Source organism: uncultured Photobacterium sp. (genome assembly GCF_947039875.1).
Lineage (GTDB): Bacteria > Pseudomonadota > Gammaproteobacteria > Enterobacterales > Vibrionaceae > Photobacterium.
This window is the reverse complement of sequence record NZ_CAMRAN010000037.1, coordinates 1-9,192: the sequence shown is the minus strand read 5'-3', so window position 1 is coordinate 9,192 and position 9,192 is coordinate 1. Positions and strand designations below refer to the sequence as shown.

Genomic DNA, 9,192 nt, shown 5'->3' with positions numbered 1-9,192 from the left:
GCAACCTATGGATAATAATTAATGAAAATACAATGTGTTATATTTAACTATAATCTTCCAAAGCAAACGGATGAGACGTACGACTGTCTAATTAAGAACAATTTTTCTCCAGATCACATTATTGTTGTTGATAATGGTTCAGATAAAGCACCGCCAGCACTTTCAACCAATTTAGCATTGCCGTTTAATGTTCGTTTTTCTGGGCAAGCAAATGTAACCCTCAAATTTCTTATGACTTATCGTCCTTCTGATTACTATTTATTGATAACAACCAGTGCAAAACTTGATCCCACCATTGACTATCTTGATATCTGCCATCAGACGATTGATGAACTATCAGCATCTTTTGGCGTTGTTATGGCTTCTCTAGAGGGGGGAGAGACAGAAACAATCAGCCCTGAACAATCCCACCATGATCTTACTCAGCACAACATACCCTATCATTCGACCTATTCAGCCCAACCGATTATGACTCTAGTTTCGCACCAGCTTTTATCTATCTGTTACAAAAAACATGCCGCTTATTTCAACACTGACTTAAAAAGGGGACACGGTATCGATATTGAGCTTCAACACATAGCGTTAAATAATGGATTAAGTGCTGTTGTATCACGTGATCTATGGGTACATTGGAAGACAAATCAACTACATAAATTAAACCTTGCCGATGAATCAGCATATGAATATCGCTGTCAGGCACAAGCTGAAATGGAAAAATGTTTTGCAAAAAGATATGGCGAGCAATGGGAAAAACAATTTAGGTCGCAATTTGCAAACATAACTGGTTCAAAAATAAAAATAACGACACGAAATCGATACAAATTCGCATCCTTACGACAGCTATGGTATCGAATAAAATTTACTTTTTTCAAATTTAGAAAATAAATCAAATAATGCTTTTTTTGGTATTAATATTGCTTGATATTAGTATTGTAAAAACAAGAAATCATATAAGAATAGGATATTCTATGACGTCTTTTTTAAAAAAATCATCAGCTTATTTAATAGCCAACATTTTAAATGGTTTATCATTACTGTTTCTATTGCCCTTTTTAACTCGCTTTCTTTCTACTGAAGAATATAGTCAGATTGTATTATTCCAAACCTTAATCTTTGGTTTATTATCATTTATACACCTCAGTGTTTTTCAAGCTTCAAATATGAAATATTTTGACCAAGAAACCACACATAAAGATATTCAACACTATAATAGTGGTTGTATCATAATACTTATCTTTTCTATTTCACTTTTTACCTTACTATTATTTACACATTTATCATTTTTATCTGAATTATTATCACTGCCACAATTATGGATTCTATATGCGATGATCATTGCTATAGCACAAACCTTTATTCAATTTTGTTTATGGCAGTGGCAAATGAGAAAGCAAGCGTATCAATATTCACTCTATAACTCCTGCTACATTATACTTTCCTCATTATTTACATTAATGCTGCTATATGCCTTACACGATAAAATAGACGCAAGAATCTACGCCTTACTGACTATTTCTGCGGTTTTTTTTTGTATTCAATTTTTATTATTATCAAAAATAATTGGCTCATTTTCTCTCACGTATCAATTGCCATCATAAAAGATATTTTAAAAGTAGGTTTGCCATTAGTTCCCCATTCTGTCGGAATCTTTATTTTAGCCGGTGCTGACAAATTCATTCTTAGTGGTATTCTTGGTCTCACTACTATTTCATCATATCTTGTTGTATTTCAAATTAGCACTGTTTTTATTTTTGTGTTTGATGCTATCAATAAAAGCTATTACCCATGGTTATTTGAAAAATTAAATGCAAATAACGAAAGCACCAAAAATAAATTGTGGTTTTTAACCTATGTTTATTTTTTTTCATTACTAGCCGTATCAATATTTTTCTTTTTCCATGGTTCAGAATTAATTACGTTCATCGCAGGTAAAAATTATGTTATCAATAATAGTATTGTAGGCCTTATTTTTCTTGGGCAAATATTTGGTGGTATGTATTTGATGATCAATAACTATTTATTTTACGAAAAAAGGACGCTGTTAATTTCAACAATAACCATTTCATCAGGTATTATTCATTTATTATTAATTTCTTTATTTTCATATTATTGGGGAATAACTGGTGCAGCATTATCTTTTTGCCTATCTAAATGCATTCAATTTTTATTAACATGGTTAAATGTCTATAAAATAACTGTAATTCCAGTGCCAATTAAAGGCGGATAAATAAGTCTCCATCCGCCAGCCATTTTCTACCCTAAACGTGCGCGAATCCATTGCGCAATATCTTTAATTTGAGGCATACATACTTGATGTTCCATTGAATAAGTGCGCCATTGCGGTTGATAACCGGCAGCAATCAGATCATCACGCGCCATTTCTCCAAGTTTGGGTACCACGACAGGATCATAACGACCATGCATGATCTCGATCGGAAGCTGGCGGTTTGACTCACTGTATTGAATAATATTCGCCGTTGGAAAATACGTTGATAACGTAAGTAACCCTGCTAACGGTTTAGAATAGCTTAACGCAGCATGATAGACCACAGCGCCACCTTGAGAAAACCCCGCCAGAATAATTCGCTCAGAGGCGATTCCACGGCTGATCTCGCGTTCAATCAAATCTATTACACCATGAGCAGAATCAATAAGTTGTTCAACATTAAGCTTACGTGCCACATCCAATGAAATAATATCATACCATGCAGGCATCACTGCACCGCCATTAATCGTCACAGGAATAGACCCGGCATGTGGAAAAATAAATCGTACAGGCATGTCTACAGGTAACTGTAATTCTGGTAATAGTGCTTCAAAATCATGGCCATTAGAGCCTAAGCCATGCAACCAAATAACACTTGCAGTCGCCTTAACAGTCGGTTCTACTTCAACACAAGGTAAATAGGTTATATTCATGTTCTTATCCTTATATAAACCGTTGTCACTATATCGCTGATTTTATTGCTCGCGCAAGCCGAGATGGCGCTAATTTTGGATTAGGATTTGTTTGATCAAAAAACTCGCTCACAACATCAACAATAGCCGATTGCACATCGGCTGTTGTCGCTAAATTTTGAGAAAAACTGGGTACTAAATCCCCAGATAATGACGCTTGTTTAAAAACTTGCATCGAATCTAATGCACACTGATCAAACGCTGACATATCCATGTCTAATCGAACCGGAATCGACCCTTTATTAAGATTAAATACATTTTGAAAAGACGGAGTTAATAAGGTTTTAGCCAAATCATGCTGCGCAATATTGTCAGCTTCGGTTCCTTTTAATTTAAAAAAAGCCAAACTATCAATGTTAAATGTAAACTGGTGCTGCGTGCCCGGTGCTGGTACACATAAATAATCTTTGCCGGGAACGTCACCTACTTGCGCAAATTCCCCTTTAGCCCAGTCTCCCATAAACTGCATCGCTGCTTGGCCATTAATGACCATTTCAGTGGCAGAGTTCCAATGACGTCCACTTGCTTGAGGGTCAATATAAGCCTTCATCCGTTTAAACTGCTGAAAGACTTCTACCATTTTATCGCTGTTGATAACCGCCATATCTAGATCAACAAAAGCTTTACGGTAATCCGCTGAACCTAATACAGCTAATGCAATACTTTCAAATAAAGTGGCATCTTGCCAAGGCTGACCACCATGCGCGAGTGCTATAAACCCTGCTGCTTTTATTTTATCAGCTGCCACAAAAAACTCAGCCAACGTTGTCGGAACGGCAGCATCTGTGGCTTTCAACACTTTAGGATTTACCCATAACCAATTAACACGATGGACATTAATAGGTACAGCCACATAATGATTATTATATTTCATGATATTTGCCACTACGGGTGGGAGCACTTTATCCCAATGTTCTTGCTGAGCGACATCATCCAATGAGGTAAGAAAGCCTAATCGTCCCCATTCTTGAATATCATGACCTTTTAATTGCGCCGCAGTGGGTGGGTTCCCCGACACTGCTCGCATTTTTAACACGGTCATCGCACTTTCACCACCGCCACCAGCAACCGCAAAATCTTTCCAACTATGGTGCTGCTGTTCCATCATTTGCTTGAGCACTTTCACTGATTTAGCTTCACCGCTTGAGGTCCACCAATGCAATACTTCAACTTGTCCCGATGCATGTGCTAATGTTGCTGGCAGCCAAGATGCTGCTACGGCTAATATCAAATACGCTAGTTTCATGCTTTCTATTTCCTTAAGCTAATGCAACGGGCAATACACGCGGTAATACCACCACGACAATTAGCCCTTGTGTTAAACCATTTTTGATAATCAGCTTACCACCATGAGCATGGATAATATTACGTGCAATCCCCATTCCTAAACCATGCCCATCAGCATCCGTCGCTAGGCGAAAATAAGGTTCAAATACTGCAGATAATGACGATTCAGGAATACCCTTACCTTGATCGGTAATTGTCAGAATAATCTTGTCTGGCTTATCTATTGCTGCGACCGTCACCTGATGACCATATTTAACCCCATTATCAATTAAATTACTCAAGCAACGTTTTAACCCTAATTCTTTACCCATAATTGGCGCAATGGTCAATGTAGGTAAGGTGACTTTTGTATCACGGTGATTATGGCGCTCAGCAATACTGGCTAAAAGTAGATTTAAATCAATTGGGACAATATTTTCGTGTAAATCTGTATCTTTAACACATTGTAATGCCCCTTTTACCATCATCTCTAATTCATCAAGATCATGGTTAAATTTATCTATTTTTTTATCGTCATCAATAAGTTCAACCCGTAATCGCAATCGCGTAATGGGCGTTTTTAGATCATGCGAAATCGATGAGAATAATTGTTCACGATCTTCGATATAGCGCCGTAAACGTAATTGCATACGATTAAATGCTTGGGTTGCCATCACCAGTTCTGTCGCCCCTTCTTCTCTGAGTGGCGGTTGATAAATATCTAAACTTAGTGCATTCGCAGCATCAGCCAATTGTTTTAATGGCTTGGTTTGACGTCGTACCATGATGTAGGTGAACACTAACAACAATCCGGTAATAAACACCAAAAATAACATTTGTTGGCGAGTGATCACTTCATCTTTTAAGTTCATGTAAGGCGCGGGAAGCAATGCTGCAATATAGAGCCATTGATTTTTTTCTAATTCAATCTGTACCACTAAAATCGGTGGATTTAAAGGCTCTAAACTTAAGGTGTTATGAACCCATGACCGAGGCAAATCGCTCAATAAAATATCATTCTTAAGTACGTGTAACGTTTCAGGGCGAGAAAATTCAACTTTTATTGTCGATAAACGTGGCAATTTTTGATGTAGCACTTTTTCAAATACAGACACAGCCATCTGTTTTTGTTCTGAATTTGCGATAGGATCAATCCGAATTTCTTCATCATTAAAAGAAACAAAAAAACGGGTTCCTCCCATATTACGTAATTGATCTAATACAATATGACGGTATTGCATCGGTAATGATTGAAAGAAAGTTACCGTTGAGGCAAACATGGTTGCCATACTTGCAGATGTCGATTGCAAACCATCTAAATCGCGTTGTTTTGATTGGCTATACCAAATACCCGTTGCAATCACTTGCGCTAAAAATACCGCTAATAATGTTAGCCATAATGTTCTCGAAACTAGTGATTTCGGGTACAACACTTTCCAATTCATTAACCATTATCCATATAGTAAAAAAGTGTGATGCTTATACAAGCGATCACACTTTATCCAACGTCATTATTGTTATGTTATGCGTCTTCGTAGATCACATCGGCAGTAAAAATATAGCCATTGCCGCGACTGGTTCTGATTAAGCGCTGAGTACGGCCTTTATCGCCTAATCGTTGCCGTAACCGACTTAAAGCAACATCAATACCACGCTCTGAAGGTAAAGTATCTCGCCCTCGTGTTGCATAGGAAATTGTATCACGATCAAGTATTTCTTGTGGGCGCGATAAAAACAGCATCAATAATGTATAATCACCGCCAGTTAATTCAAACTCTTGTTTTTTCTCAAGATCAAATAAACAATGCGTGGTGGTATCAAGCCGCCAGTGAGCGAAACGAATAAATCGAGCGTCGGCTAAGGGTTGCTGACTTTCTGTTGGTTTAATCCGTCTTAATAATGCTTTAATACGTGCGAGTAACTGCCGAGGACTGAACGGTTTAGCAATATAATCATCAGCACCTATTTCAAGGCCAATAATTTGATCCATTTCATCAGAGACTGCGGTTAGCATGATAATAGGCACATTTGAGTTTTTTCGAATATACTGACACAGTGTAAAACCATCATCACCAGGCATCATAACGTCAAGTAAAATCAAATCAGGGTAACCGGCAGCTAAACGCCGTTTCATTTCCTCGCCTTCTGCCGCAGTAATAACCTCAAACCCGTTTTTAGTTAAATACTCATCAAGTAACTCACGAATCTCTTGATCATCATCAACAACGAGAACTGTCTTAGTTGCCCCCATTTTATTCATCCCTCACAGATATATTGCTTATTATTTACACATTGATATATTACTTATCTCGAATTCTATTACCTATCACCCTTCACAATAATTAATACGGTTCTTGTTAACCAACTCTCCATTTGACCATCTATAATCATAAAAGTCAGAATATATGCCAATATTCGTGACACAACCGCTATCTTACTAACAAAGAACACGCTTACTTGTAGAAAAAAACATCGATAATAAGTAGCGTCTCTTTTGGCTTTATCTCAATATCGCAATAGTGACTTTGCCACACTTAAATATATGAGCGTTAAATGTTATTACTGATGATACCATTGACATCATAAGTTGCTTGAACATCAATACCAATCATATATATATGTATGAATAATAACGTTTAAAGATAAATACCACTTTATATCGTTTTCATCTCGTATATTGCTTATCATAGTCCCTATATTCATTAGTAATGGACAATAACAATGTACAAATTAGTTGCACTCGATATGGATGGCACCTTACTTAGTTCAGATGGCACAATTTCAGCACATAATAAGCAAGCCATTGCTGCTGCACGTGAACAAGGTACCTATGTTGTGTTAGCGTCAGGTCGTCCGATTGAAGGCATGACATGGGCACTAAAAGAACTCAATATGAATAGCGATAATGATTTTGTACTGTCATATAACGCATCTCTAGTACAACGAGTTGCAAGCCAAGAAGTAGTAAGAAGCCAAACCTTAATTGGTCGTGATGCTAAAGCCATTGCTGCTATTGCTCACGATCTTGGTGTTCATGTCCATGCTTTTTCTCGTCGTCAGGGCTTAATTACTCCAGCACATAACTACTACACAGATCACGAAGCAAAAATTAATGGTCTAACTACCACACTCGCTGACTTTGCTGAATTAGATGATAATGAAGAGATCATGAAAGTAATGATCATTGATGAAGCAGAACGTCTTGAAGCAGCGATTGCACAATTACCTTCAACGCTATATCAGCAATACACTATTGTAAGAAGTGCACCTTTCTTCCTTGAATTTATGCACACCAATAGTAATAAAGGTGTGGGTGTTAAAGCATTAGCTGATTTCTTAAATATTGAGCAAGATGAGGTGATTGCAATGGGTGATGCTGGCAATGATCACCATATGATCGAATTTGCAGGTTTAGGGGTAGCTATGGGTAATGCTACCGAAGAGACCAAAGCGATTGCTAACTATATTACTGATACCAACAATAATAGTGGCGTTGCACAAGTGATTGAGAAATTCATTCTTAATGTCTAGAGCATAAAAACGCCATAAAAAGCCAGCACTTATGCTGGCTTTTTCGACTATTACATTGTTAATTACTTAGCAAGCGTAACAGTATTAACGTCAATAGAACGCACAGTCCAATCTTTATCTACTTCACCACGAATAGTGATTTTAGTCGTTGGTGTTACTGTAATGCCATGCCAGTCTTTATGATCAATTTCGACTTTTATTTCACCAGTGCCATCTTTAAACATGTAGTCTTCTTTGCCTATCGAAGATGTGATGTGGCCAGTAAGCTCTACTACCGCATTATCATCAGCTTGAGAAGCTGCTTTCACGGTCTTTAATACCGGAATAGCACTAGGGCCATTAAAACCGCCTTGGGTTTGAGTAAGTGGAGCTGCCTCATGTGGACCGCTAAAACCACCTTGATTTGATTGTGGTGCTGCCATTACTGACATTGATGAAAACACAAGAACTGAAGCTACAAGTAATTTTTTCATTTGTCTATATTCCACAAGGTCATTCAATGAGATGATAATATCTCAAATACATATATTTTTTAAATTATAACGCTAATAAATTAAATTCGACAAGATTATTTTTTAAACGCTATAAATAATCAGTTTAAATCAAATTGGCTATGGTAATTCTTTAATCATATGCGATGCTAAAAAGACTGACACTATTGTTTCAATATTATCATCAAGCAGTTTGCCTTCACTATTGGGTGCAATATTCATCACTTGAGGCCAAAAAAGAAGCCCCTGAAATAAACTAATATAAATATTTGTTAACAGAATTACATTTTTATCAACCATACAACCTGCTGCAATCGCTTGTTGAAACCAATCTGTAATCGCTTTGGTACTGTATAAATCTTTAATTAAATTTAATGCTAATTCTGGCTGACGCAAAAATTCCATCACAATCGTACGTGACAATGGAATACCATAAGTTGAATATAACACATCGGCTTCACGGCTCGTGATTGCCGTTAATTGTTCAGTCAATGTTTTACTAGGATCGTATTCATACCGAACATTTTCAGCTACCGATTCTTGAATAATGGTCAATACAGAAACAAATAACACTTCTTTACTCTCGAAGTGACGATATAGCGTCCGTTTCGAAACCGCCGCTTCGGTTGAGATACGATCCATATTTGACGCTAAAAATCCATGAGTTATAAATTCCTCTTTAGCCGCTTCAATGATTGCTAAATGCTTACGTTCCGTTTGCTTCATCCTTCAGAGATTCCCATCGTATTTTTATTTCAATTTATGAGCGCAGTCTAACAATCTGAAACAAAAAAGTATACTACGTAGTTTACAATCTCGTTTTTATCACTAAAATGCACTTTAAGTTTGCTTCTTTGTAGCAATAAATATGACTAATCAATCTAATGATAGTGGAGAACACGGTGAAAACTCATTCAGCAATGTCCTATGTGACATCGTTAACAAT

The 9,192-nt window shown here is 37.0% G+C and carries 10 protein-coding genes; 4 read left to right on the top strand and 6 right to left on the bottom strand.

Translation table 11 applies throughout. The features are described from left to right. The first annotated feature begins 21 nt into the window (after positions 1-21). From Q0V26_RS12950 to Q0V26_RS12940, 3 genes are all read left to right on the top strand, one after another. Entirely contained in the window at positions 22-885 is an 864-nt protein-coding gene (locus Q0V26_RS12950) for a hypothetical protein (protein WP_297482117.1), read from the top strand. A gap of 83 nt (positions 886-968) precedes the next feature. Then, positions 969-1,598: a hypothetical protein gene (locus Q0V26_RS12945; protein WP_297482114.1), complete on the top strand. Its 630-nt coding sequence runs from the start codon at positions 969-971 to the stop codon at positions 1,596-1,598. Further along, positions 1,529-2,227, top strand: a complete 699-nt coding sequence (locus Q0V26_RS12940; protein ID WP_297482112.1) for a hypothetical protein — start codon at positions 1,529-1,531, stop codon at positions 2,225-2,227. Before Q0V26_RS12945 ends, Q0V26_RS12940 begins: the two co-directional genes overlap by 70 nt. A 26-nt stretch (positions 2,228-2,253) precedes the next feature. Here the strand turns inward: Q0V26_RS12940 and Q0V26_RS12935 are convergent, their stop codons facing one another. From Q0V26_RS12935 to Q0V26_RS12920, 4 genes are all read right to left on the bottom strand, one after another. Then, positions 2,254-2,919, bottom strand: coding sequence for a carboxylesterase (locus Q0V26_RS12935; protein WP_297482110.1), 666 nt, complete (start codon positions 2,917-2,919; stop codon positions 2,254-2,256). Positions 2,920-2,947: 28 nt separating this feature from the next. Beyond that, entirely contained in the window at positions 2,948-4,204 is a 1,257-nt protein-coding gene (locus tag Q0V26_RS12930) for an ABC transporter substrate-binding protein (protein ID WP_297482107.1), read from the bottom strand. A gap of 13 nt (positions 4,205-4,217) precedes the next feature. Then, the gene (locus tag Q0V26_RS12925) at positions 4,218-5,669 is read right to left on the bottom strand and encodes an ATP-binding protein (RefSeq protein WP_297482104.1); all 1,452 of its coding nucleotides are present in this window, start codon (positions 5,667-5,669) and stop codon (positions 4,218-4,220) included. 77 nt (positions 5,670-5,746) lie between these two features. Continuing rightward, the gene (locus tag Q0V26_RS12920; RefSeq protein WP_297482101.1) at positions 5,747-6,475 is read right to left on the bottom strand and encodes a response regulator transcription factor; all 729 of its coding nucleotides are present in this window, start codon (positions 6,473-6,475) and stop codon (positions 5,747-5,749) included. Positions 6,476-6,945: 470 nt separating this feature from the next. Here Q0V26_RS12920 and yidA point away from each other — a divergent pair, with 470 nt between their 5' ends. After that, positions 6,946-7,755, top strand: coding sequence for a sugar-phosphatase (gene yidA / locus Q0V26_RS12915; protein WP_297482097.1), 810 nt, complete (start codon positions 6,946-6,948; stop codon positions 7,753-7,755). Positions 7,756-7,817: 62 nt separating this feature from the next. Here yidA and Q0V26_RS12910 read toward each other — a convergent pair whose 3' ends face one another. Beyond that, positions 7,818-8,228 (bottom strand): NirD/YgiW/YdeI family stress tolerance protein, encoded by a 411-nt coding sequence (locus tag Q0V26_RS12910; RefSeq protein WP_297482092.1) that lies wholly within the window; start codon positions 8,226-8,228, stop codon positions 7,818-7,820. A gap of 138 nt (positions 8,229-8,366) precedes the next feature. Further along, on the bottom strand, positions 8,367-8,972 hold the full coding sequence (locus Q0V26_RS12905) for a TetR/AcrR family transcriptional regulator (protein WP_297482090.1): 606 nt from the start codon (positions 8,970-8,972) through the stop codon (positions 8,367-8,369). Between the last annotated feature and the right edge of the window lie 220 nt (positions 8,973-9,192).

Coding starts and splice junctions, on each gene's coding strand:
- Q0V26_RS12950 (WP_297482117.1), top strand. CDS start 22: ATGAAAATACAATGTGTTATATTTAACTATAATCTTCCAAAGCAAACG.
- Q0V26_RS12945 (WP_297482114.1), top strand. CDS start 969: ATGACGTCTTTTTTAAAAAAATCATCAGCTTATTTAATAGCCAACATT.
- Q0V26_RS12935 (WP_297482110.1), bottom strand. CDS start 2,919: ATGAATATAACCTATTTACCTTGTGTTGAAGTAGAACCGACTGTTAAG.
- Q0V26_RS12930 (WP_297482107.1), bottom strand. CDS start 4,204: ATGAAACTAGCGTATTTGATATTAGCCGTAGCAGCATCTTGGCTGCCA.
- Q0V26_RS12925 (WP_297482104.1), bottom strand. CDS start 5,669: ATGAATTGGAAAGTGTTGTACCCGAAATCACTAGTTTCGAGAACATTA.
- Q0V26_RS12920 (WP_297482101.1), bottom strand. CDS start 6,475: ATGGGGGCAACTAAGACAGTTCTCGTTGTTGATGATGATCAAGAGATT.
- yidA (WP_297482097.1), top strand. CDS start 6,946: ATGTACAAATTAGTTGCACTCGATATGGATGGCACCTTACTTAGTTCA.
- Q0V26_RS12910 (WP_297482092.1), bottom strand. CDS start 8,228: ATGAAAAAATTACTTGTAGCTTCAGTTCTTGTGTTTTCATCAATGTCA.
- Q0V26_RS12905 (WP_297482090.1), bottom strand. CDS start 8,972: ATGAAGCAAACGGAACGTAAGCATTTAGCAATCATTGAAGCGGCTAAA.